This window comes from Lunatimonas sp. (assembly GCF_020832325.1).
GTDB lineage: Bacteria > Bacteroidota > Bacteroidia > Cytophagales > Cyclobacteriaceae > Lunatimonas.
Genome location: NZ_JAFIEU010000048.1, coordinates 1 through 22,375 on the forward strand (window position 1 = coordinate 1; position 22,375 = coordinate 22,375).

Genomic DNA, 22,375 nt, shown 5'->3' on the forward strand with positions numbered 1-22,375 from the left:
CTGCCGCGCCGATGTTACTGGTACGCCTAGGCGTACGGGAGAGTAGAGCCTGTCCCGAGTATCGGGATCGCCGCCACTTTATAAGAACCCTAAGGAGAACTCTAGGGGGTTTTGTGTTTTTAGGGGGTATCGGGGGATGGACAGATATATGCCTCCGACGATATATTTTAGACCTGTTAATGGAAATTCAGTCCCTCCTCTTCCCATCCCGATCCGCATGGGCGGATAGGTTCAGCCATATTATTACAGGCCCCTAGGAGCAATCCATGGGTTTTTCGTTAGATGGAAATATGAGATTTTTAGATTGGAGATGTTTGATATGGCAAACTTGCGATTCTTTATCCTTACCAATACCAAGAACCCATAACGACCTTAACGCTTTAAATGTAACCCAATATTTCACCGAAGGCGTGTATCTATGAATATCGCGAAGCATATATCCTTTCAAAATCCCCATTTCCTTTTTCCTAGTAAAAACCGTCCAAGTTGGCTATCTTTCGTAGGTATATCATCCGTATAAGAGGCCAGACAATGGGAAAATCAGACAAATCATTCGAAGAAATAGAGAAAATTCTGCAAGATGTAGGAAAGAAGATCGAACACCTTATTGAAAAGGGAGCGGAAGCCTCAGCTGAGTTGCGGGACGAGATAGAGGAGAGGATTGAGGAGTTGAAGGGAAAGCGGGATACCTTGGAGAAGGAATTTGAGGAACGCAAAGCTTACTACAAAGAAAAATACCAAGATACGCGCGAAGAGATGGAGCCTAGGGTAAGTGAATCACTGAAATACCTTAAGGAAGCCTTTCAAGCCTTGGGCAATGCGATCAATGCATTGATGAAATAAGCTGAAAAGGTCATTTGCTGGCAAACTTTTGGTATTTTTGCCGCATGAATTACCTATCAGTAGAGGGACTGACGAAGTCCTACGGGGAGCGGGTGCTCTTCCAACAAATTTCTTTTGGAATAGATCAGGGGCAGAAAGTGGCTCTTGTGGGAATAAATGGCGCGGGTAAATCTACGCTCATGAAAATCATCATGGGGGTTGAGGTTCCAGATGCTGGTACCGTGGCTGTTAAGCAAGGTGTGAAAGTATCCTATGTCAACCAAAACCCCGTGTTTGGGGAAGGGCTGACAATATTGCAGGCGCTTTTTGAAGATACCACCAACGAAACCTTGCAGGTCATCAAGGCCTATCAGCAGGAAATGTTGGCATCTCAGCGCGGTGAAGATAATCAGGATAAACTTCAGTCGATTTTTGAAAGAATGGACGCTCTCCAAGCTTGGGACTATGAATTTCAAGTGAATGAAGTATTGGGTAAACTTGGGCTACATGATACCGGTATTTCAGTACAGGAGTTAAGTGGTGGGCAGCGAAAAAGGGTGGCCCTGGCCAAAGCGATCCTGGAACGGCCTGATCTGATGTTGCTAGATGAACCAACAAACCACTTGGATTTAGAAACGATCGAATGGCTGGAAGAATACCTCTCCAAAGCCAATCTTTCCCTCTTAATGGTAACTCACGACCGGTATTTTCTGGAGAAAGTCACCAATCAGATTTTGGAGCTCGACGACAGCCGTATTTTTCGGTATGCGGGCAGCTACAGCTATTTTTTGGAAAAGAAGGAGGAACGAAAGCAGGTAGCACTTTCAGAGCAGGAGAAAGCAAAGAGTCTATACAAAAAGGAACTGGATTGGATACGCAGACAACCCAAGGCCCGGGGCACGAAAGCCAAATACCGGGTGGATGCCTTCGAAGCTACCAAAGAGAAGGCCCTCCGCAAAAAGGACGAACGGGAAGTTACCTTAGAGGTAAAAACCAGCCGTCTCGGTAAGAAGATCATCGAAATCGAGGACCTGTCCAAGTCGTACGAAGACAAGCAGATACTGGATAAGTTTAGTTACACCTTCAAGCGAGGGGACCGTATCGGCATTGTGGGTCCAAACGGTGCCGGCAAAACGACGTTTTTGAAGCTCCTGACCGGAGAGGCAGCACCTGACAGCGGAAGTATCAGCATCGGTGAGACGACTGCATTTGGCTACTATCGACAGGAGGAAACTGCTTTTGATGACACCAAAAAGCTGATCGATATCGTGAAGGATGTCGCGGAAGTAGTGACCCTGGCGGGTGGAAGTACAATCACTGTTAGCCAGTTTTTGACCCAATTTGGGTTTCCGCCAAAACAACAGCATACGCCCGTGGGCAAACTAAGTGGCGGGGAAAAGCGGCGGCTTCAGTTGTTGATGGTACTGATCAAGAGTCCGAATTTCCTTATTTTGGATGAGCCCACCAACGATTTGGATATTGTTACGCTGAATACTTTGGAGGATTTTTTGGATCAATTTCCCGGTTGTTTGCTCATTGTGTCCCATGACCGATATTTCATGGACCGCTTGGTAGAGCACATCTTTGTGTTTGAGGGAGAGGGGGCTGTCAGCGACTTCCCCGGAAACTATACGGATCTCCGAGAGTACCAAAAGGAACAGCGTACCGAAGCCAAGGAAATGAAGCGTTCTCCAGAAACTGAAAAAGTCGTAGAGACCGTATCTGCCCCAGCTGGTACGACCCGAAAAGCTACCTACAAAGAGGTAAAGGAATTTGAAGGAATCACCCAGGCGCTGGAAGATCTGGCGGGTAAAAAAGAGGCATTGGTAGCAGCACTCAATTCACCGGGCGAAAACCATGAGCGTCTTATGGAGCTTTCTAAAGGGATTCAGGAAATCGAAGACGAAATTGGTGCATTGGAACTACGATGGCTGGAACTCAGCGAACTGGAAGGGATTGGGTGATAATCCCTTCCAGTTCGCAGACTTGTATGCCAAGACCTGCTAAAAATCCCCGTCGTCAAAGTCGTCATCTCTATCGCGACGTCCGTTGCTTTTTTCTTTAAATCCTCCAAACCGGTACGTAAAAGCGATAGTCCCTATGCGGGTTTCCCGGTTGAACACCCGCTCCTGTACGAACCGGTTGTCTTCGTTGGTGATTCGGAAAATTCGTGTGTTGAAAATATCACTTACATTTAGACTGATCGTGCCTTTGTCATTCATAACGTTTTTCCGGATACCGGCATTCAATCCCCAAAAAGGCTCAATTTGCCCCTGTGGCAGCACGATTGGACCCCGGTAGTTTCCTTGTACCTGAAAGGTGAAAAGATTGGGGATGGCCATATTTGAAAGCAAGCTAACCGTCCAACTGTAGTTGCTGTTGTTGAAGCCCTGCTCGATATTGTCGCCAATGATTTCTGAATAGAAGAAATTTCCCGATACGGTGGCATCCCACCAGTTCGCCAATTGCATTTGGTTGATGACCTCCAGGCCGGTTGCATTTCTACGCAGGGCATTTTCCCGGGTTTGGATAGCTACATTGTTGTCGGTAAGGCGTATGACCCGGGTATGTACATTGGTAGAAGCCCGGTGGTATACTGTTGCATTAAAAAGGAATTTCTCAAAACCCTTCATATAGCCAAACTCATAGCTGTCGGTAAATTCAGGCTGAAGAAATGGGTTGCCCACGCTCAGGTTCAACAGGTCACGCACTCGATACAGAGGTGATAGCGACCACATGTTGGGTCTGCTGATCCTTCGGCTGTAGTTGGCTGTGAATTCATGCTCTTGGCCCAATTCATAGGACAGGTAAAGGCTCGGAAACAGGTTGAAGTAGTTATTGACGAAAGGTTCGAGTCTACTTGCTTGCGTACCGGTTGTCTCGGTGTATTCCCCCCGAAGTCCCCCTTGGAAGCCTACTTTGCCGACTCGGTTGCGGTAGCTCATGTAGGCGGCGTATACATCCTCGTTAAAGACAAAGCCGTCGCTGATGGAATCAATCGGTGTGGGGATGAACGCGTTGTTTTGATCGCCTTGCATGAATTCCTGACTTCGATCCCAAAGGGAAAATGTACCTTTCAGGCCTGTTTCCAAGCTGCCCCCATCACGAAATGGCTTGATGTAATCCAACTGAAACACATACAAGTCACTGGTCTGAGGGACGGTGTTAATTTGCTGTAGGTTGTTGGCAGGTACTGCTTCGTTTGATTCGTTGAAAAAAAACTGCTCGTAATTCTCTACTTGGGTACGTTCGTCTCGAGAATATGACAGCGAAGTGAATAGACGTTGGCCCAGCGTATCGATCTCCCAGTTGTAATTCACGCCAGTTTCCGCATTGAAGCTTTCCCGGGTATCGTTTTGATTTCTCACAAAGAGGCTGTCCTGTCGGTTTAAGCTGTTGAGGCTGCGCTGATTGAGGTTGTTGAAACCAGTTCGGTCCCGAAAGTTACCTTGGGCATAAAAACCCAGGGTTTGGTTTTCATTGATGTTGTAGTCTATGCCCCCCCGCAGCAGGTGGTTGATGTCCACACTTTCGCCGTAGGAGTCCTGATCTAGGAATGGAGAAACGCCATTTATCCGGTTTTCGCGAAATGCGTCTGACTCTCTAAACATCCTTCTGTTTTGGTAATTGTAAGAGGCATAATAGTTGACTTTACCGGCACCGTAATTGAGGTTGACCCCAGCATTGTATTTATCTCTCGTACCCGCAGACACATTTACTTGACCATTGAGCCCCGTTTTTTCGTTTTTCTTCAGGATGATGTTGATGATTCCCCCCACACCGGCCGCATCGTAGCGAGAGGAAGGGTTGGTGATCAATTCCACGCTTTTGATACTGTTTGCCGGGAATTGGGCCAAGATAGATTCCGCATCGTCTCCAGATAGATTGGACGGTCGACCATTGATATAGATTAATATGTCTCCACTTCCTCGCATGCTAATACCTCCCTCGTCATCTACCTGTATGGAAGGGAGCGTTTCCAAAAGTTCAGAGGCGGTAGCACCTTCGGCTACTACGCTATTTTCTACGTCGTATCTTCGCTTGTCAATGTCAGATTCAAAAATGGAATTGACTCCTTCCACCACGACCTCCTGTAGATTTGCGGCATCGGATCTGAGCGAGATATTGCCCAAATTCACCGTTCTGCGCTCTCCCAGTGTGAGGTTTTGATAGTGACTGTCGTAGCCGATGAAGCCTATTCGAAGGATATATTGACCGGGTTTTGATACAAAATCAAAACTCCCATCCAAATCGGTCATTCCGCCAGCTACAACCGAGGAATCGGATTGCGATAGCAGGGCAACATTGGCAAATTCCAGCCCCTTTCCACTACTTTCTTCAAACACCTTTCCACGAAGGGAGATGTCCTGAGCTTGGGTTTGAAATAGAATAAAAAAAAGGGCGAAAATACACGTAATTTTAGTCATGGCATTAAAATTTCGGCTAAACAGGAGGCTCACCAACCAATCGGCTGGCTTCTAAAGAATGTTCATTTGGAGGGTCTATTGCGAATTTCCATCCGCAAAAGTTGCTAGACTAACCTCGCTATAAAATTAGAACACCTTATAAATCAAATTGTTCGATATATATATGTATATACAATTAATATGCCGCGTGGCCCCAGTTTATGGGCTTTTATGTGAAGAAAAAATGCAAGGGGATGAGCGGTGAATAATAAAAGGGAAAGGTAATATGTATTGTCAAAACAACGCTTAAAAATTCTCCAAGGTGTGTAATATTAGCCTGTCCACTACCTCATCCGCACGTTGGGAAAAAGTTTTCTCAACCCGGTTGGCTACAATGGCGTTTAGGCTGAGGACTTCGTGACCGAGTATGCGCCCCATGGCGTAATAGCCGGCTGTTTCCATTTCAAAGTTTGTTAATCGACTGTCTTTGAATGATAGTTTTGACAAGGTACTCATCATGTCTGGAAGGGCGGGTTTGATACGGACCTCCCGTCCCTGTGGTGCAAAAAAGCCGGGGCAGGTTACCGTCATGCCCCGGGGAAGGTCTTTGGCAAGGCGAGAGAGTAAGTATTCGGATCCTTTGACGCAATAGGGGAGGAAAGGTAATTGGAGACAGGCTTGTACCTGGGACGCAATGGATGATTCGAAAGAATCATATTGGATAGGATAGAAGGCCATAAGCGAATCCAACCCCACTCCAAAGGTGGACGCTAAGAGACTGTCAACGGGGGTGTCCGCTTGCAGACTTCCAGATGTTCCTACCCGCACAATTTTCAGTGTAGTATGTTGTTGCTTGGGAATGCGGGTTTCCAGGTCCACATTGACAAGGGCATCGAGTTCGGTCATGAGAATTTCAATGTTGTCGGTTCCCATGCCGGTGCTGATGACGGAAAATAGTTTTCCCTTGTAATAACCGGTATGGGTCACGAACTCACGCTTCCTGCCCGAGTAAATGATTTCGTCAAAATACTGCGACACCATAGGTACACGATCGGGATCGCCCACCGTGATGATCCGGTCGGAGAGGTGTTCCGGCTTTAGGTGCAGGTGGTAGATGCTGCCATCTCGATTTATGATCAGCTCGGATTCAGGAATTGGCATCGGACTGACAGGGAGTGGCTTGTTTATCAGACTTCCGGTAAAACCCTTTGTACGGATTGTAGCCCACCGTATTTTTTTGGTAATAGCCGGTGCCATCGTAGGGCCGCTTTTCCGGATGTTCGATGCATTCTGAAGAGCAGGCACCCTGGTACTCCCAACCACAGGACTCACAAATCGGCACGTGGATGTTACAAACCGGGTTGGCACAGTTTACCATGCGGTCCGATTTGGTGCCACAAATATAGCAGGTAGAGACCACCGTGGGATTCACCTGATTGACGTCCACCGCCACCCGATTATCAAAGACATAACACTTTCCTTCAAAGTCCTCGCCTCCGGCTTCCATGCCGTACTTTATGATACCTCCATGTAGTTGGTATACATCCTCGAAGCCTTGATCCAGTAGAAAGGCAGAGGCTTTCTCACACTTGATACCTCCTGTGCAATAGGTGAGGATTTTCTTGTCTTTGAGGTGGGCCAATTCTTTTACCTTTTCAGGGAAATCTCTGAAATTCTCTATATCGAGTCGCAGTGCATTCTTAAAATGTCCCAGCTTGTGTTCGTAGTCGGAACGGACATCCAGAATCACCACATCTTCCCGGTCTTTCATCGCCTTGAACTCCAAGGGTTTTAGGTGTTTGCCTGTTTTTTCCCTTGGATTGAGGTGTTTTAGGCCGGAATGTACGATTTCATCTTTGGCCCGTACGTGGATTTTAGCGAATGCATGCTGGTCATGCGTGTCGATTTTAAACTCTGTATCCGCAAAGCGAGGGTCGGACCTGACGTAGTCCATGTAACGTTGGCAATCTGCCTCCAGGCCCGATACGGTACCGTTTAGGCCTTCTGAGGATACGATGATCCTGCCGCGTATATTGTTTTCAATACAAAATAAATGATGCTCTTCCCGGTAAGCTTCGGGGTCTTCTATTTGCGCGTAGCAATAGTAAAGCAGAATGAGGTATTTCTCGTTTTCCATGACGTAAGCCCTGTTTCAAGCAGGGTGTTTAGGTGAATCGATTTGTATAAATTTAGTATACTTTATTCCAGTTTTTTAGCGGGATTTCCGAATACGGTAGCCTCGTCTTCCACGTCCGCAATGACCAAGGAACCTGCCCCAACCCGGGCATTTTTACCAATAGTGACGCCCGATACAATGATGGCACCAGAGCCAATAAATGCACCTTCTCCGATCTTCGCACCGGAATTGATGATGCTTCCAGCTCCCACTTGCACATAGTCACCTACCTCCACCAAGTGTTCTAGTAGGGCGCCTGAGTGGAAAATGCAGTGGTTACCAATCGAGGATCCAGCTCCCAAGGATACCTTGGCGTTGATAAAGTTGCCATGACCTATGGCAGCGTCCGTAGAAATATAGGCCGTCTTGTGTACGGCATTGATGGGCTGTATTTTTCGCCGTTCATTGAGCAACTTGACCAAATACTTACGGTAGCTAGGGTCATCAACGGCTACAAATGCTTCGCATTTTTTTCCAATAAGCTTCAGAAAGCCATCATCCTCTGTACTACCGAGTACAGCCACGTGATTGATTTCTTTTTGATGCATGGATTCATCTTCGTCTAAGAAGCCGTACACGATCACACTGTGGCTATTGAAGATCTCTAATGCGGGATGTGCGATACCTTTCGCTCCTAAGATGATGACAGGTTTTTCCATGCGTTTCTTTTAAGGTCGCAAAATTACGGCAAAAAGAGCTCGGAAGCAATATTCATTTCCCCGATGGACGGAGCAGGGCTTGGCCTATCTTGCAATCCAAGCACTTTTTTCCCTTGCAGTAGTGGTTATATAAACCGATCATCCCCTGCGAGTCAAACGCCTGCACGGGTTCCCAGCCTACTTTTTCGAATTTATCGATCACCGAGTTGGATTCGGCGGGAATTTCCTGCAACATGCCAAAGCATTTTTCCTGCCAGTCCAGATTATCCATGAATTTTCCATAGGCATACCATAGAGGGATCATGAAATTCATTCCTAACAGCGAAAGAGTTCCGGGACTAATCGTTCGTTTGGATTGTTTTTCCGAAAACTTCCCAAAATGATAGTGATTGTGCCAATAAGGAGAAACTGCTAGCTGGAATATTGCCGAAAAATCGTCCATTCCGCTCGTTTCGTGAATCACCTTAGAAAATATATGGGGGCTATTGGACAGTAGTGCGGCCAATTGAGCCAAGCGGATCGTTGGATAGTTGGCGGGTCGAACGCCCATGAACTTCCATTCGGAGGGATATAGCTGCGGGCTTAGTCCGTATTTCTGTCGGTAAAACTGGTATTCCCTTACCAAACTATCCACATACCCGTCGGCAGTTCCCGGAGGAAAAAGCCCTTCGCTATAGGCACTCAATAGGCCTGCCTGCCCAAACAGCAGCGCTTCCTGGGTCAACCGGTGGTTGCTATGTCGTTTGATCAGCTTGTAGGGGAGGCTTTTGGCCAGTTTGAGCATGGTTTGTTGGTTGGTTTTGAAACCAAAAGTCCAAAAAAGCCATTGGTAGGTGGTCTCTTCCCAATCTTGGGTATTTTCCGCGAGCAGTTCCAAGACTTTTGAGCTTTTCTCTTCCATGCGTTCGATCAAAGATTTTTCCAGCATGGAAAATTTCAGTATGTCGGGAACATTTTTCAATTGTCCGCTGCATAGGATGTGGCTGGATGAAGATAGGAGGCGCTCGTAATTACGGACCACGTCCAAATAGACCTTTCCGCTGAGGGCTAATGTGGGAATGGTGGTACCGTCATTCCGTTGGATTTCCATGTCGTGCTCCCATACCACATGAAGTATCACGCTATTATAGGCAGGGTCATGTTGGTGATCGTGTGCTTTCCAATCGGAAGACTTGAGATGGATCTCTACATGGCCAAAATAGTCCACGTTGCCGATCCGGATGTGTGCTTCTTTGAAATCAGGTCCCTCGTGATGGTTTTGGTATCCAATCTTGAGTATCTGAAGTTCTGCATGGTCTTCGGACAAACACTGCCTTTTGTCAAAGTACTGGTATTTCCAGACCAGATGGAGAAAGTCTTCCTGAAAATTTGCCATAAAAAATCGGTTAAAAGCGAACCTTTAAGTTATGAAAAAATCTTTTTATGCAAAAACAGCGCCGCGCAAAAAATATAGTGCGATCTTTTCCTTCGTCCTTGATGTAAAGGCTGTTACTTGAGTTTCTGCAAGGTCTCGGACATTTCATCCCGAAGCTTGATGGCTTCTTTTTTAGCCACCTGGGCAAAATCCCTATCCGATGAGGCGTAAATGATTCCCCTTGAGGAGTTGACCAAAATGCCCACGTCAGGGTTCATCCCGTGCAGTGCTACGTCTTGTAAGGATCCGCCCTGGGCACCTACTCCCGGAACCAATAGAAAATGTTCTGGGATAATTCTCCGTACTTCGGCAATCTTTTCCCCCCGGGTAGCCCCGACCACATACATCATATTCTCCGGCGTACCCCAATCTTTGCTTTTGAGTAAAACTTCTTCAAACAACTGTCTGCCGGTGCTGTCCTGGAAAAGCTGAAAATCCGCACTACCAATATTGGAGGTAAGTGCGAGCAAAATGACCCATTTATCTTCAAAACCCAAAAAAGGTGTAACGCTGTCTTTTCCCATGTAGGGAGCGACGGTGACGGCATCGGCATGCAGCGTGTCAAAAAAGGCCTTGGCATACAGGTTAGACGTATTGCCTATGTCTCCGCGTTTTGCATCCGCAATTTTCAAAACGGAAGAGGGTAGGTAGTCCAACGTTCTTTCCAGACTCTCCCAGCCCTTAGTGCCCAGAGCCTCGTAAAAAGCCGTGTTGGGCTTGTAAGCAACTGCGTAATCGATCGTTTCGTCGATGATAGCTTTGTTAAACGCAAAGAAGGGGTCTTTTTCCTTGTGTAAGTGGGCTGGGATTTTGTCCATACTCGGATCCAGTCCTACGCATAAATAGGACTGTTTTTCCCGAATCTGGGTCACTAATTGATGTTTGTTCATAGATTGAAAAGTTCGGAAGAATGGAATATGCAGATTTAGCGCAGGTCGATCACTTCGACTTTGCTGTTGGCTTTGAAATCGAATACAAAGTACTCATTAGGAAGGGGCTCATTTTTACGCACCTCTTTGAATTTGTACAGGAATATCCCGCCCACATCATCTTTAATCTCCCAGGCTAGGAGGTCTTTTTGGTTTTTCTCGATATACAGTTTTACTTCCTTAAATTGAGAGCCTTTTTTATCTGTAGTGAGTAGGATTTCGTACACGGGCTTCCGGTCCATCGTCTTTTCACCCAGCAACTTGGAGTTATAGCCTCGCTGGTAAATGGTGTATATATTGGAGGGAGTGAGTTCGTCGCTGTCTTTGTCCACGCTGTTGATGGTCACTTCTTCATACTTGCTGGATTTTATGTAGGTCCAAACAGTATTCCCGTCGTTGTAAATCTCCTGATCGTCCAACACCAAACGGTACTTATCTCCCTTAACGGAAACTTCTCCAGTATTGGTTTGGATCACGCCATCTGTATCTGTGGAGTAGGTGTATTCGAAGGTGGCCTTAAATCCGTTTAGCTCCTGATACCTCTCGCTAACTTCGGTTAAAATGGTCTGCGCGCGTTGGTCCGTTTGCCCCAGTGTGTCTAGAGATACCGCGGCAATCAGGAAGCTGACTAAAATGGCTGATTTCAACATGTGTATAGGTTACTTAATTGTTATAGGCTGTTCAATAATTGTTCCAAACTATTTTCGTCCTGAATGAGCACTTCTCGGGCCTTGCTACCTTCAAAGGGTCCAACAATTCCGGCGGCTTCCAGTTGATCCACAATCCTACCTGCGCGATTGTAGCCGAGTTTTAACTTGCGCTGTATCAGCGATGTACTGCCCTGCTGATGCCTGACGATCAGGCGCGCGGCATCGTCAAACAACGGATCCCGGTCGTCCAGATCGATATCACCGATGCCGCCGTCACCATCTTCTCCGACAAATTCCGGCAAGAGGTACGCATCGCTGTATCCCCGTTGCTCGCCAATCCAATCGCAAACACGATCCACCTCAGGGGTGTCCAAAAATGCGCATTGTAGGCGGATCACGTCCGAACCCATGGATAGCAACATGTCTCCCATGCCGATCAACTGCTCTGCGCCACCTGCGTCCAGAATGGTGCGGCTATCGATTTTCGAGGTTACCCGAAAAGAAAGCCTGGCCGGGAAATTTGCTTTGATAATACCGGTGATCACATTTACCGAGGGGCGCTGTGTAGCGACCACCAAATGGATGCCAATGGCTCGGGCTAGCTGGGCCAAGCGCGCTATTGGGCCTTCAATTTCCTTGCCCGCAGTCATCATCAGGTCAGCCAACTCATCTATTACCAAGACAATATAAGGCATAAACTGATGTCCCTTCTCAGGGTTTAGCTTTCGGGCAACAAACTTTTCGTTGTATTCTTTTAAATTTCTACAGCCGGCGTCTTTGAGTAGGTCGTACCGGTTATCCATCTCAATACACAGAGAATTGAGCGTGTAAATAACTTTCTTAGTGTCAGTGATTATGGCTTCCTCGGCATTGGGAAGTTTGGCCAAAAAGTGCCGTTCAATCTTGTTGAACAGTGTGAGCTCTACCTTTTTGGGGTCTACTAAAACCAGTTTGAGCTGAGAAGGGTGTTTCTTATAAATCAACGAAGCCAGGATCATGTTTAACCCGACGGACTTTCCCTGCCCCGTAGCACCCGCCATCAACAGGTGGGGCATTTTGGCCAGATCGACCACAAACACTTCGTTTGAGATGGTCTTACCAAGCGCTACCGGCAGGTCTTTGTCGCTGCGCATGAATTTTTCCGTGCCCAATACCGACCGAGCTGCCACAAGTTCCCGGTTTTTATTGGGTACTTCAATACCTATGGTACCCTTGCCGGGAATCGGTGCAATGATACGTATTCCCAGCGCTGCCAAACTCAGTGCAATGTCATCTTCCAAGTTTTTTATTTTGCTGATTTTTACGCCGGGATCCGGAATGATCTCATATAGGGTAACCGTCGGGCCGATCGTCGCCTTGATTTCCTGAATGCCAATTTTGAAGTTGACCAGGGTTTCCACGATCTTATTCTTATTCTCCTCTAGTTCCTGTCTGCTTACGGTTACCCGTTGCTGATCGTGTTCGTTCAGGAGGTCTAAGGTGGGATACTGGTAGCTAGGCAGATCCAATGTCGGATCGTAGGGAGAAAGATTCTCTACTTTGTCAGCAGTTTTCTCCGTTCCCTGCGGAACCTCCACGGAAAACCGGTCCGATGCCGTTTCACTCGTTTCCTCTACCTCCTGCTTTTTGGAGGGGGTCGGGTCTAAGCGAACAGATGTATCTGGACCTTTTTTTGGCGGAGCTACTTCATTGGTACTGACCTTCCAACTGGACTCGTCCGGTATTTCGTCCAGCTCCTCCTCATCCAACTCTTCTTCCTCTAGGTCCGACAATTCGTCCGTTGGATATTTTTCAGAAGATCTGTTCCTATTGGTAGGCAAAACCTCGTCCTCCCCGTTTTCCGAAGCACCTTCTTTTTGGGACTCAGTGAACCAACTGAGCCGGTCTATGTCGTAGAAGAAGATGACAAAAATAAGCAGGGAAGCAAAGATGACAATCAAAGTGCCCCAACCCAAAAATCCGTCTGCCAGTAACGCAAGTTCGTAGCCGAGACCGCCACTTAGAAATCCCAAGTAGCTGACACCGTCCATCAAATGGACCACATAGCCCAACAGAAGACCCAGCCAAATGACAAAAAATAGCGCAAATACACTAAATCTGGACAGCGATAGCAGATTCCTCTTAAAAGAAAGCCTAAAGCCAACTAAAAACAAAAACGGTGGGAGAAACAAGGCTCCCAATCCAAACCAGCGAAAAATAAACTGATGGGAAATCCAAGCCCCTGTAAATCCAAGCCAGTTTTCCACCTCACCTACCCGAGTCGACACGGGACCTCCGTCATTGTTGACCACGACGCTCTGATCTGCCTGCCCAGAAAATAGGTAACTTAAGAATGCCAACATAAAGAACACAGCCACAAAAATCAGTAACACCCCAGTGGCAACACCCCATCGTTTGTCCTTTAGAAAGGCAAAGCGGAGCTTACTGGGAGCCTTTTTCGGAGCTCCAGAGGCTTTTGGATTTTTGGTAAAAGTGTTCTTCTTATAGGTATTAGCAGCCATTTATTCCAAGTTTGTACACTTTCGGCATAAAGTAAGTAAAAATTTAAATTTTAATTGGATGAGCCCTGATAAAATCGGGCCAATCCCTGCTTTATTTTTTTCACCAAGCCTGGCCCCTCATAGATCATGCCCGTGTAGATTTGGATCAGCGAGGCCCCGGCCTCCAGTTTTTCTAAGGCATCTTCTGCGGAAAATATCCCTCCTACGCCGATAATCGGAAACCTTCCCCCGCTTTTTTCGGAAATGTAGCGAATGATTTCCGTGCTTCGCTCCCTTAGAGGGCGCCCACTGACTCCGCCGGCACCAATGGATTCCAATTGCTTGACATCGGTATGGAGGTTGCCACGGTTTAGCGTGGTGTTGGTAGCGATGAGTCCGTCTATGCCCGTTTCTAAAACGATTTCCACGATGTCATCGAGCTGACCGTTGGTGAGATCCGGCGCTATTTTCAGTAGGATAGGCTTGGGTTTTTCTTTTCGGTCATTCGCGTTTTTCACGGCAGTTAGCAGCTTCTTCAGGGGTTCTTTTTCCTGCAAGTCCCGGAGGTTGGGGGTATTTGGAGAACTCACATTTACCACGAAATAATCCACGTAGGCATGTAATGCTTCCAAGCAGTACAGGTAATCGCTTTCGGCATCCTCATTTAGGGTTAACTTGTTTTTGCCGATGTTGCCGCCTATCACGATGGTAGATTTTCGTTTTTTGAGCCGCTTTACTGCTTTTTCCACTCCTCCATTGTTGAATCCCATCCGATTGATTAGGCCAGCATCGGTGGGCAGTCGAAACAAACGGGGTTTTGGGTTACCTTCCTGGCCCTTTGGCGTTAGGGTTCCAATTTCAATAAACCCAAACCCGAGCTTTGCCATGTCGTCAATCACTTTGGCGTCTTTATCAAAACCAGCAGCAAGGCCCACCGGGTTTTTGAACTTGATACCAAAAACTTCCCGTTCCAATGTTGGGTCTTCAAACTTGTATACGCGTTCAATAATCGATCCAATGATCGGCAGTCCAAAGGTTTTTCTAATCCAAGAGAAGGTGATTTCGTGGATTTTTTCTGGAGACTGAAGAAATAATATCGGCTTAATGATCGATTTATACACGGGTGCTAAGGTTTTTTCAAGTTGCTAAATTATGGTTTTAAAGTGAAAAAGGGTTACTGGCTTGGCTAAATAATGTTGATTCTGAGATCAGAAGGTGGGTTAAAAGTACTCGTGGTCAGTTGCTTAGGATCAACTACTTCCGGGGATGAAATTCATTTAGCACCTGGCGAAGGTAATCGCGGTCTAGGTGGGTATAGATTTCAGTGGTCGTAATACTCTCATGCCCCAGCATGTCCTGCACGGCCCGTAGGTCAGCGCCTCCTTCTACCAGATGGGTAGCAAAGCTATGGCGGAAAGTGTGAGGGCTGATGCGCTTGTGGATACCCGCCTCCGCTGCGAGTTTTTTGATGATTAAAAAGACCATCACCCGTGTCAATTTCTTTCCTCTACGGTTGAGAAATACGAAGTCCTCGTGCCCTTTTGCAATTGACTGAAAATTCCTGACTTCTTTGAGGTACAAGTTTAGGTATTTTTTGGCATCGGACCCTACCGGGACCAGTCGCTCTTTGTTCCCTTTTCCTAAAATCCGTAAAAATCCGATTTCTTCATAAATCTGACTGATCTTCAAATCCACCAGTTCGGATACGCGGAGACCAGAACTGTAAAGTACCTCGAGCATGGCGCGGTTTCGATGTCCCTCCGGGCTTCCCAAAGGAATTGTTTCCAACAGATGTACGATTTCCTGGTAGCTAAGCGTCTCCGGCAGCTTGCGGGTAAGTTTGGGCGATTCCAGCAGTTGGGCTGGGTTTTCTGTGATCTTATCCTCGTATACCAAGTACTTGAAAAAGGCCTTGATTCCAGAGAGGATGCGGGCATGGGTAAACTCGGAGACCTGTAAGTCTGCCAGCATATGAACAAAGGGCCGAAGATGTTCGACACGGACATCCATCGGATTGATCTGGGGGTATTCGCTTTGGATGAAGCGGGAGAGTTTTTCGATGTCCTGTTGGTAGGCCAAAATGGAATTGGGGCTGAGGGACCGTTCTATCTTCAGGTAGTATTCAAATGCCCGGATCTCTTTCTCCCAATGATTCATTTTTCAAATGTATGAAAGAAAAAGGCCCGATACATTCACCGGGCCTCTTTTAATCGAACTTGTTACAGGGGTACCCTATTTCCGGTTTCAGCACTTTTTAGAATAGCTTCCACAATCCGGATGTCCCTCAATCCTTCTTCTCCGGGAACCAGAACTGGCTTGTTTTCGAGAATCGACTTGGCATCGTTGTCCATCTGCATGGCTTGCTGCATGGGGACTTCATACGGATGATTGATCTCACCCAAGGGGCTAGTGCCTTTCACGCCCGCATAGGCAGAGAAGGGCTCCATCGCTAGGATTCCCTGTTCGCATTCTACGGTCAGGAAATTTGTGTTTTCCGCAAAACTGGTTTTGATTTCCGCCATCACGCCTCCGGGAAACTCCAAAGTCGCCTCGACTACGTCCGCAAGACCATCCTGATAGATGTCAGGACGCGTAGAAATCGTTTTGGCCGAAACTACCGCGATAGGCTCCATCCCGGTGCCGCAACGGGCCCCCTGAATGGAGTACACTCCCATGTCGTAGATTACGCCGCCTCCCATTTCCTTTTTCTGTTTCCAGTGATCGGTGCGGTTTTCCCGATAACCGGCAGCACACTTCAGGCTCTTGACCTTGCCTAACTTGCCTTCGTTTATTATTCCACGGTATTCCTGTGTGTTGGGTTCATGATGAAGCCGGTAACCGATGGTGAGTTGAACGCCATTCTTTTTGCAAGCGTCGATCATGTTTTGACATTCTTGGGCAGTCACCGCCATGGGTTTTTCACACCATACATGTTTACCGGCATTTGCCGCCCGGATGACGTATTCTTCATGCATCGAAGGTGGTAACACGACGTATATGGCATCAATGTCCGGGTTTTCCTTGATACGATCGAAATTTTCGTAGTTGTAAATGTTCTTATCCGGAATGCCGTATTTTTCCTTCCAAGCCGAAGCCTTCGAGGGTGTGCCCGTTACAATACCTGCGAGGTAGCAGTTTTCCGTTAGCTGCAATGCGGGTGCCAGTAGGTCGGTACTGTAATAGCCCAGCCCGACGAGTGCTACACCGACCTTACTTTTTTTGATGGGAGGGGTATCTCCCTCAGATGCTGTTTTTTCAGACTTTTGTGAGCAGGAGACCAGGATGCCGGGAGTCAATAGGGCGAGGCTGCCGCCTACTGCCATGGTTTTGAGGGCATCTCTGCGTTTGGTTGATTTCATGGATAGTTTTGGTTATCGGTTAATACAGGTTTGATGGATTCTATCGGTACCATCGGTACCCGATAAAAATGTCAATATACACATTAATCTTCCTTCGTTCAACAGTTTGGGTTACTGGATACGGACAGGTTCGTTCATCTTGGATTTGCCTACCCCTTTAAAATAGCCTAATTTTACGGAAATTTATTTTTATGCCCACACCGGAGATTTCAGTCGTAGTAACCGTATTCAACGAGGAAAAGAATATTCAGCCTTTGCTGGAAGCAACCTACGCTGCGCTTCAGCACCTGGATTACGAGCTCATTTTGGTAGATGATGGCTCGACAGACGGTACCGTAAGCGAGGTGAAGCGGCTGGCAAACGACCGCACGTCACTGTTGATTTTTAACCGAAACTACGGGCAGACTACTGCTTTGGCGGCGGGTATAGACCAAGCCACAGGTCGGTATCTGGCTACGATGGACGGTGATCTACAAAATGACCCCAGTGATATTCCCATGATGTTGGAAAAAGCCAAATCGGAAAATTGGGATGTGGTGGCAGGTCGAAGAGCGAACCGCAAGGATGGTTTTGTGCTCCGGAAGGTACCCAGTAAAATAGCCAACTGGGTGATCAGGAACACCACCAAGGTATATTTGACCGATTATGGATGTACCCTGAGGGTATATAAAGCCCATATAGCCCAACATATGGGATTGTATGGAGAGCTGCATAGATTCATCCCCGTCCTGGCCAAGCAACAGGGGGCCAAGATGACGGAGGTAGATGTAAAACACCACCCCCGCATACACGGGCAGTCAAACTATGGAATAGGACGGACTTTCAAAGTCATGGCGGACTTGATCCTCATGCTATTCTTCCAAAAGTATTTCCAACGTCCCATCCATGTTTTTGGAACGGCGGGGTTATTGGCCTTTTTTCTCGGAGTGTTGGTCAATATATACCTGCTAATTCTGAAAATCATTGGGGAAGATATCTGGGGAAGGCCCATCTTGTTGGCGGGCTTCATTTTGCTGCTAGGGGGGATTCAGTTGATTACTACCGGCATCATCGCCGAGATCATCGTGCGAACCTATTTCGAATCTCAGGATAAGAAGACCTACCGGGTCAAAGAAATTTTCAAAGGTGAATAGCAAGCCCGTCAAATTGCTGGTTAAGCTGTTGTTGACGGCGGTAGCGGTCTACCTGGTAGTGTCCAAGATCGATACTCAGACTACTTGGAGCGTGATCAAAGAGGCGGATTTTGGCTGGCTGGGTTTAGCTTTACTGTTTTATGTGGCATCCAAGGTATTCTGCGCCTTCCGATTAAATGGCTATTTTAGGGATATGGGGGTATACCTGCCCGAATGGCAAAACCTCAAGCTGTACGCTATCGGGATGTTTTACAATCTCTTTCTACCCGGGGGTATCGGGGGCGACGGATACAAGGTTTACTTGCTCAAACGCCGTTTTCAGGCACCGGTGAAACAGCTCATTCAAGCCGTGGTGCTTGACCGTGGTAACGGGTTGGCCGTTTTGGTTTTTTTATTGTTTGCGCTGCTTGTCGTCGTGGAAGTTGATTGGGCTTTCCCGGTTTCTCAATGGATACTCGGCGCTTTAGGCATGTTTATGGTCACCGTTGGACTGTATCTAACCATGATCTTATTTTTTAAAGATTTTATGGGAAGTATCTTTAGTACCACCGCTTACTCTGCATTGAATCAAGTGTTGCAGTTGTTTAGTGCATTTTTTATTCTACGATCGCTGGGGATCCACGATCAGGAAGCGACCTACCTACTGGTTTTTTTGGTTTCCAGTATTATCTCGGTGCTCCCGCTGACAATAGGTGGCGTAGGGGCCCGCGAACTTGTGTTTGTGTATGCACACGGTTACGTGGGAATAGACAAGAATGCCGCAGTTGCCTTTAGTGTGGTCTTTTTTGTGATCGCGGCCTTCACTTCTCTTAGTGGTATTTTCTTTAAGTTTGACAGCGAGATGCCTGTTAATGAGCGTCTTCATTAGCGATTTTCTGATATTTTTGAGAGTAGGAGGTGCTTTTCTAGGGGAGTGATTTTTTCCTTTCGAGAAAAAATGTTCCATTTTTCTTCGTAGCCAAAATCCAATGGGCTGGTTCACTCCGTATGTCCTTTCAAAATCAGAAAATGACATGATGATAAAGCGGATTGTAATTGGAGCATTGGTTTTGGCGGGAGTTTTAGTAGTCGTATTGGCTATGCATATATATATGGTCACCGCCAGCGAAGGTCAGAAGGGGCCTGTTTTTGCGATGGGCAAATTTATTTTTGAGCAGGAGTTGGATGCGGAGGCGCAGGCAGCGTTTTCCAGTGTGTTCAAAAAGCAGGAGGGGATCAAAGATGTTCGGATCAACCGGGATGCCGGATTCTTTATTTGCCTGTATGATCAAAAAAAATGGTCGACCGAAGCCATCATTCAATCCGTACAGGAACATTTTCAGGTCTCCGCATACCGGTACCATCCCAGCACTGAGGAGTTGGCAAGCAGCTGCCCAGCTTTCAGCAAGGATTCCTTCATCTATCGGTTGGGAGGTTTTTTTGAAAATCTATTTGCTAAACGATAAATCAAATTAATCAAATTTAAACAAACAAGACGATGGGACAAATAGCGAAAATGTTTACGGCGGGGCTAGCCTTTTTATTGCTGGCAGCATGTAACGATGATCAGAAAATGGACATGACCCCGGAGACAGACGACAGCTTTTACGCAGAGCAGTTGGGAGGAGAAGCGAGAGTCAATGACCCGGATAATCCTGGACAGCAGGTGGAGCAGGGCTACTTGAATTTGAGGACGGTAGTAACCAATACGGTAATGGAAATTGCTACAAACGATGGGGGAGCCTATGACGATTTGCAGCCTTACTTTAGTGTACTATTGGCTGAAGTGGGAAGGGGAGAGACCTCCGGATTTACCACCTTGGTAAGCGATTTTACGGATTTGCTGGCGCAGGCTACCGGAGCGAAGAATTTCATGTACGGTGGACTAAGCATGGAGGATGCCCACGACCCCGCCAAAAACCCCCGTATGAATGGCTTAGTCAATGACAGCGACTACGATCTTTTTATTCAAGCAGTAGTAGCTGGGGCGGCCCAAGCTGGCATTACGTCCCCGGATGTATTAGGTCCCGTTGGGCAGCTATTGGAATCTCTGCGCGGGCCTATTGTGCAGCGCGGAGCCGGAGTGCAGCTCGATCTCTATACGCGCCTTGGGGGTTCTGGTTTGATAGAAGATCCGGATAGGGAAGGGGAACTTGTAGAAGCTGGGTATTTGGCGCTTCGGCAGGTGGTAACTAGTACGGTTTTGGTGATTGCTACGAATAATGGTGGAAAATACGATGACTTACAGCCCTATTTTTCGGTACTCCTTGCTGAGGTAGGAGGCGGTGATTTTTCCGGGTTTCAGCAGTTGGTCATGGACTTCAGCGATTTTCTCGCAGCAAATATCGGGTCTCAACACATTGATTACGTGGGGCTGAATATGGCTGATGCACATAATCCCGACGTAAATAGCCGAATGACGGGTAGGATCACGGCTGCCGATTACGATTTGTTCGTAGAGGCGGTCGTTGAGGGTGCACTTGAAAACGGTGTACCTATGGAAATCATCGAAGAGTTTGGGGCGATACTTACGAGTAGTGGGCTAAAAGGAGCGATCATTCAGGCCTAGCTTATTGCCACAAAATAGAACTTCAGGCCCTATCATTCAGCATAGGGCCTGATCAAGTTGGCTGATCCATTTTTACTATCTATTTCGATGTACCACTATCCCATAGACGAATGAATCAACTTATCGTATTTAGCTTAGCCTACCAGAACGCAGAGGTCTCTGTTCGAGAAAAGTTTTCCTTTGACAAAATGTCTATTCAAGCCTTTAATAAATTGGCCAGAAGCAGAGGCGTGATGCAGGAGTGGATGATTTTGTCCACCTGCAACCGAACCGAGATCATCGCATGGATGCAGCCGAAACAGGTAGCGGCTTGCTTGGAGGTCCTTGCTCAAGCCAAAGCTTCCTCTTTTGAGGAGGTGCATAGGGTATTTAAGGTGATCCGGGAGCAAGAAAATAGCTTGCAGTACCTTGGTGAGGTAGCGGTGGGGCTCCGTTCGCAGATTCTCGGAGATGCCCACCTGATCAATCAGTTAAAGAAAGCCTATGGTTTGGCCTGCGGGGAGGGAACTTTGGGGCCCTTTTTACACCGATTGATACAATTGTTGTTTTCGGCGAATAAGCGTATTACCAATGAAACGGGCTTCAAAAAGCACGTGAGTTCCGTACCCCAGGCTGCTGTCGAAATGGTGTCAGAATACTTATCTATTTTCTCTTCGCCGAGTGTGGCGGTGGTTGGGTTTGGTCAGATGGGTGAGCAGCTTGTCAGGTATTTGGTGTCTAGAGGTATTCGGAATCTAACGGTGTACAACCGTAGTTTGTCAAAGGCGGTCGATTTTTTTCAAAGCCGAGGCATACCAGGAAGCGTACGTAACTTGGCTGATTTGCCAGAGCAGTTAGTTGGCCACGATATCGTATTTTCTGCTATTTATTCCCCCCAGTACGTCATCACAAGTCAAATGCTGCAAAGTGGACCAAAAGCCGATTTCACGATGTTGGTAGATCTTTCTCTTCCCCGGACGATTGATCCGCTTGTCAACGAGCACGTGGAGGTGTTGTGTTTGAGCATGGACCATATCCGTGAAGTGGCCGAAGAGGCCAAGCAGCTTAAGGTTTCTAGCGTAGGGGATGTCAGGCGAATACTTGGGGAGTACATACGGGATTACAGTGAATGGAGAGAAGATTATCGGTACCTGCGGATTTTAAAGCAACTCAAGCGGTACCTGTTTTGGACGAAAGGGAACACCCATCTGGTTCGCCAAGAGGGTATCAGCGCGGAAGTTGAAAGAGAGGTGAATACCATACTCAAGCAGTTTGTGTTTTTGGTAAAGCAGGCGGCCGATTCCGAGGAAAAAGAATTTTATCTAAACAGCGTGTATGAGATAATGAGTGAGGGAAAGATTAAAAAGTGATTTCTCCAAAAATCCAATGTGGGGCTACTTTTCGTATATGCATTTACCATCAAGATAGACGATGATTGGCAATTATCTGAACAGCGCTTAGCAATAGGGTTTATTTTTTCGTGGATTGGTGAGGTGGATAGCCCCGGAGGTAGTTCTTCGGGGCTTTTTTAGCGTTGACTCAATACCCTAATCAAATTGGTTTTTGTAAGCAAACCACTTGAATTTGGATAGTTTCTCGCGGTTTTTCAGTATGGACGGTTTGATGGCTTCGGGGTTTCAAATGATGCGTGATCTTTACAACTAAAATCCAAGTAAATAATTGATAATTAGTTATTTGGATTGGTTTTCATTTAGGGAAAAAAAGTTTAAATACCCTATAGGATTTAAATTTTCGGCTTTCTAAATTTGAACAAAACACCAAACTTTATGAACTTGAGCATGACGCGCGGTAGACACAAG

Annotated in this window: 19 protein-coding genes; 8 read left to right on the forward strand and 11 right to left on the reverse strand. The window is 46.9% G+C overall.

Features of this window, described 5'->3' with window-relative positions:
- The 3 genes from JJU34_RS18925 to JJU34_RS18935 form a co-directional block, all read left to right on the forward strand.
- On the forward strand, nt 1-257 hold a 257-nt coding region (locus JJU34_RS18925; protein ID WP_228693990.1), incomplete at its 5' end, for a hypothetical protein.
- 274 nt (nt 258-531) lie between these two features.
- A complete protein-coding gene (locus JJU34_RS18930; protein WP_228693991.1) occupies nt 532-843 on the forward strand; it encodes a hypothetical protein in 312 nt (103 codons plus the stop codon).
- 44 nt (nt 844-887) lie between these two features.
- Nucleotides 888-2,786: an ABC-F family ATP-binding cassette domain-containing protein gene (locus JJU34_RS18935; protein WP_228693992.1), complete on the forward strand. Its 1,899-nt coding sequence runs from the start codon at nt 888-890 to the stop codon at nt 2,784-2,786.
- A 39-nt stretch (nt 2,787-2,825) separates the two neighbouring features.
- On the opposite strand, the gene JJU34_RS18940 is transcribed toward JJU34_RS18935, so the two are convergent.
- The 11 genes from JJU34_RS18940 to JJU34_RS18990 form a co-directional block, all read right to left on the reverse strand.
- Nucleotides 2,826-5,249, reverse strand: a complete 2,424-nt coding sequence (locus tag JJU34_RS18940) for a TonB-dependent receptor (protein WP_228693993.1) — start codon at nt 5,247-5,249, stop codon at nt 2,826-2,828.
- Nucleotides 5,250-5,534: 285 nt separating this feature from the next.
- Nucleotides 5,535-6,389, reverse strand: coding sequence for a nucleoside phosphorylase (locus JJU34_RS18945; RefSeq protein ID WP_228693994.1), 855 nt, complete (start codon nt 6,387-6,389; stop codon nt 5,535-5,537).
- Nucleotides 6,376-7,365 (reverse strand): rhodanese-related sulfurtransferase, encoded by a 990-nt coding sequence (locus JJU34_RS18950; RefSeq protein ID WP_228693995.1) that lies wholly within the window; start codon nt 7,363-7,365, stop codon nt 6,376-6,378. The genes JJU34_RS18945 and JJU34_RS18950 overlap by 14 nt, the downstream gene beginning before the upstream one ends.
- A gap of 62 nt (nt 7,366-7,427) precedes the next feature.
- Complete coding sequence (locus tag JJU34_RS18955) at nt 7,428-8,063, reverse strand: acetyltransferase (protein ID WP_228693996.1); 636 nt, start codon at nt 8,061-8,063, stop codon at nt 7,428-7,430.
- Between the two features lie 52 nt (nt 8,064-8,115).
- Nucleotides 8,116-9,438, reverse strand: coding sequence for a DUF2851 family protein (locus tag JJU34_RS18960; protein WP_228693997.1), 1,323 nt, complete (start codon nt 9,436-9,438; stop codon nt 8,116-8,118).
- Between the two features lie 113 nt (nt 9,439-9,551).
- A complete protein-coding gene (gene pyrF / locus JJU34_RS18965) occupies nt 9,552-10,367 on the reverse strand; it encodes an orotidine-5'-phosphate decarboxylase (RefSeq protein WP_228693998.1) in 816 nt (271 codons plus the stop codon).
- A gap of 35 nt (nt 10,368-10,402) precedes the next feature.
- The gene (locus JJU34_RS18970) at nt 10,403-11,056 is read right to left on the reverse strand and encodes an outer membrane lipoprotein carrier protein LolA (RefSeq protein ID WP_228693999.1); all 654 of its coding nucleotides are present in this window, start codon (nt 11,054-11,056) and stop codon (nt 10,403-10,405) included.
- 20 nt (nt 11,057-11,076) lie between these two features.
- Nucleotides 11,077-13,557, reverse strand: coding sequence for a DNA translocase FtsK (locus JJU34_RS18975; protein ID WP_228694000.1), 2,481 nt, complete (start codon nt 13,555-13,557; stop codon nt 11,077-11,079).
- A 50-nt stretch (nt 13,558-13,607) separates the two neighbouring features.
- On the reverse strand, nt 13,608-14,657 hold the full coding sequence (locus JJU34_RS18980; RefSeq protein ID WP_228694001.1) for a quinone-dependent dihydroorotate dehydrogenase: 1,050 nt from the start codon (nt 14,655-14,657) through the stop codon (nt 13,608-13,610).
- 133 nt (nt 14,658-14,790) lie between these two features.
- Nucleotides 14,791-15,693 (reverse strand): site-specific tyrosine recombinase XerD, encoded by a 903-nt coding sequence (xerD, locus tag JJU34_RS18985; protein WP_228694002.1) that lies wholly within the window; start codon nt 15,691-15,693, stop codon nt 14,791-14,793.
- Between the two features lie 62 nt (nt 15,694-15,755).
- A complete protein-coding gene (locus JJU34_RS18990) occupies nt 15,756-16,895 on the reverse strand; it encodes a Gfo/Idh/MocA family oxidoreductase (RefSeq protein ID WP_228694003.1) in 1,140 nt (379 codons plus the stop codon).
- A gap of 191 nt (nt 16,896-17,086) precedes the next feature.
- Between JJU34_RS18990 and JJU34_RS18995 the strand changes: the two genes are divergently transcribed.
- The 5 genes from JJU34_RS18995 (at nt 17,087) to hemA (ending at nt 21,925) form a co-directional block, all read left to right on the forward strand.
- A complete protein-coding gene (locus tag JJU34_RS18995) occupies nt 17,087-18,028 on the forward strand; it encodes a glycosyltransferase family 2 protein (RefSeq protein WP_228694004.1) in 942 nt (313 codons plus the stop codon).
- Nucleotides 18,021-18,896, forward strand: coding sequence for a flippase-like domain-containing protein (locus tag JJU34_RS19000; RefSeq protein ID WP_228694005.1), 876 nt, complete (start codon nt 18,021-18,023; stop codon nt 18,894-18,896). Before JJU34_RS18995 ends, JJU34_RS19000 begins: the two co-directional genes overlap by 8 nt.
- A 145-nt stretch (nt 18,897-19,041) precedes the next feature.
- A complete protein-coding gene (locus JJU34_RS19005) occupies nt 19,042-19,473 on the forward strand; it encodes a heavy-metal-associated domain-containing protein (RefSeq protein WP_228694006.1) in 432 nt (143 codons plus the stop codon).
- 32 nt (nt 19,474-19,505) lie between these two features.
- The gene (locus JJU34_RS19010) at nt 19,506-20,576 is read left to right on the forward strand and encodes a hypothetical protein (RefSeq protein ID WP_228694007.1); all 1,071 of its coding nucleotides are present in this window, start codon (nt 19,506-19,508) and stop codon (nt 20,574-20,576) included.
- A gap of 110 nt (nt 20,577-20,686) precedes the next feature.
- Nucleotides 20,687-21,925 carry a glutamyl-tRNA reductase gene (gene hemA / locus JJU34_RS19015; RefSeq protein WP_228694008.1) on the forward strand — a complete coding sequence of 413 codons (1,239 nt, stop codon included), beginning with the start codon at nt 20,687-20,689 and terminating at the stop codon, nt 21,923-21,925.
- The last annotated feature ends 450 nt before the right edge of the window (nt 21,926-22,375 follow it).

Bases quoted from the DNA above. Each gene is read 5' to 3' on its own strand.
- JJU34_RS18930 (WP_228693991.1), top strand. From the start codon at position 532: ATGGGAAAATCAGACAAATCATTCGAAGAAATAGAGAAAATTCTGCAA.
- JJU34_RS18935 (WP_228693992.1), top strand. From the start codon at position 888: ATGAATTACCTATCAGTAGAGGGACTGACGAAGTCCTACGGGGAGCGG.
- JJU34_RS18940 (WP_228693993.1), bottom strand. From the start codon at position 5,249: ATGACTAAAATTACGTGTATTTTCGCCCTTTTTTTTATTCTATTTCAA.
- JJU34_RS18945 (WP_228693994.1), bottom strand. From the start codon at position 6,389: ATGCCAATTCCTGAATCCGAGCTGATCATAAATCGAGATGGCAGCATC.
- JJU34_RS18950 (WP_228693995.1), bottom strand. From the start codon at position 7,365: ATGGAAAACGAGAAATACCTCATTCTGCTTTACTATTGCTACGCGCAA.
- JJU34_RS18955 (WP_228693996.1), bottom strand. From the start codon at position 8,063: ATGGAAAAACCTGTCATCATCTTAGGAGCGAAAGGTATCGCACATCCC.
- JJU34_RS18960 (WP_228693997.1), bottom strand. From the start codon at position 9,438: ATGGCAAATTTTCAGGAAGACTTTCTCCATCTGGTCTGGAAATACCAG.
- pyrF (WP_228693998.1), bottom strand. From the start codon at position 10,367: ATGAACAAACATCAATTAGTGACCCAGATTCGGGAAAAACAGTCCTAT.
- JJU34_RS18970 (WP_228693999.1), bottom strand. From the start codon at position 11,056: ATGTTGAAATCAGCCATTTTAGTCAGCTTCCTGATTGCCGCGGTATCT.
- JJU34_RS18975 (WP_228694000.1), bottom strand. From the start codon at position 13,557: ATGGCTGCTAATACCTATAAGAAGAACACTTTTACCAAAAATCCAAAA.
- xerD (WP_228694002.1), bottom strand. From the start codon at position 15,693: ATGAATCATTGGGAGAAAGAGATCCGGGCATTTGAATACTACCTGAAG.
- JJU34_RS18990 (WP_228694003.1), bottom strand. From the start codon at position 16,895: ATGAAATCAACCAAACGCAGAGATGCCCTCAAAACCATGGCAGTAGGC.
- JJU34_RS18995 (WP_228694004.1), top strand. From the start codon at position 17,087: ATGCCCACACCGGAGATTTCAGTCGTAGTAACCGTATTCAACGAGGAA.
- JJU34_RS19005 (WP_228694006.1), top strand. From the start codon at position 19,042: ATGATGATAAAGCGGATTGTAATTGGAGCATTGGTTTTGGCGGGAGTT.
- JJU34_RS19010 (WP_228694007.1), top strand. From the start codon at position 19,506: ATGGGACAAATAGCGAAAATGTTTACGGCGGGGCTAGCCTTTTTATTG.
- hemA (WP_228694008.1), top strand. From the start codon at position 20,687: ATGAATCAACTTATCGTATTTAGCTTAGCCTACCAGAACGCAGAGGTC.